Origin of the sequence: Devosia sp. MC1541 (assembly GCF_012847305.1) — a bacterium.
In the GTDB taxonomy this organism is placed as follows: Bacteria; Pseudomonadota; Alphaproteobacteria; order Rhizobiales; family Devosiaceae; genus Devosia.
Genome location: NZ_JABBDZ010000044.1, coordinates 1 through 1,459 on the forward strand (window position 1 = coordinate 1; position 1,459 = coordinate 1,459).

The 1,459-nt window shown below is 58.5% G+C and carries 1 protein-coding gene; it reads left to right on the forward strand.

The window, feature by feature from the left end:
• Window positions 1–297: 297 nt before the first annotated feature.
• On the forward strand, window positions 298–1,332 hold the full coding sequence (locus HKD40_RS17610; RefSeq protein ID WP_169197067.1) for a GGDEF domain-containing protein: 1,035 nt from the start codon (window positions 298–300) through the stop codon (window positions 1,330–1,332).
• Window positions 1,333–1,459 lie beyond the last annotated feature (127 nt).

Sequence of the window (1,459 nt, forward strand, 5' to 3'; positions counted from 1 at the left end):
ACCTTGGCCAATCTGGCCTACAACTTCGACCGCCTCGTCTTCCACGAAAAGCGCGCAACCGCGCCATGAGTCTGCCCGGATGACCGGGAAACGCCGTCAATGGGCACCGCCGATCGCCAAACGCCGCGCCAAATCTGCTCAAACACGGAAATCAGACGGCCACAATCGCAGCCGCAGGCTCAGCGAGCCAGTTTTTGCGGGTCTTCAGCTCGGTGCATATATACAATTGGAAGCAATGCGCTAACAAGACCAGCGCTGTGGCGGGCCTATTCTTGCAAAAGGCCAGACCGAGCGCCCATGATTCTCGACGCCACCACATTGATGTTCATCAACGCGTTCGTTGCCATGGTAGGCGGCGCTCTGCTCATCTTGGCCTGGTTTGCATATCGAGACATGGAGTCGGTCCTGCGATGGGCCGGCGCCAGCTTTCTTCAAGGCATTGGCCTGGCCGTCCTGCCTCTGAGCACAATGGTATACCCTGATGCCCTGCGGCCGATTGGTCTGTTGTATCTCGTCGGCAGCGCTGGACTGCTCTGGCATGCGGCGAGACTGCTCGAAGGTAAGCGTTCAAGACTCGCCTTGGCAGCGGTCGGACCGTTGGCCTTGATTGCCGTGATCGTCCTCACACCGCATGACGATCTGCTTGGCATGCGGGCTGCACTGCTGTTGATGACTACATATCTGTTCGGCGCCGGATGGGTCATCAGCAGGTCTGCGCAATGGCTTGGATCGCGCTGGCCCCTGTCGCTCACCATAAGCGGACACGCTCTCGGACTGACGATCACCGCGTTGGCAGCACCCTGGACAGGTGGACTGGACGCTCTTGCGCCGGTTCTCGCTGCAAACCTCATCTTCCTCATCGGCACGACAGTATTTGTGGTAGCCGGTTTGCGCGAGCGATCGGAAATCGAGCAGCGCAAACTGGCCATGCTGGATCCTCTCACCGGGTTTTACAATCGAGGCAGTTTTCTCGCTCTCGCCGAGACTGCGCTGGCGCGTTGCCGGCGGCATTCCAGCCCTCTGTCTATGGCGATCATTGATCTCGACCACTTCAAGCGGGTGAACGACGCTTTCGGTCATGCCATCGGCGACCAAGCATTAATGGTCTTCGCGGACTGCGCTCGCGGGGCCGTCATACCTGACGCAATACTGGGCCGGATCGGCGGGGAGGAGTTCGCGTTGCTGCTGCTGTCGGCGCAAATGCCTTGTGATTCGACTAAGTCATTGATTTACCGAAATCGGGCGAAACTTTTTGAGTCGACCTGGCGAAACGGTTTTGAGTCGATCGTGTCGGGACACCCCAAAGTTAGCGGGGGAAGGAAGCAGGAGTAACCTAGGTGTTTGATCCCGGGTTTTGATGGTGCAATCTTTTCCCCTGAGTGGAAGGAGGCACTATGGGACAAGTTCACCACGGGAGCGCCACGACGACAGCGGCAGTCCGTCGAGCGATACAACATAG

What these genes read in the sequence shown, in the direction of transcription:
- HKD40_RS17610 (WP_169197067.1), top strand. Translation starts at nt 298, where the DNA reads ATGATTCTCGACGCCACCACATTGATGTTCATCAACGCGTTCGTTGCC.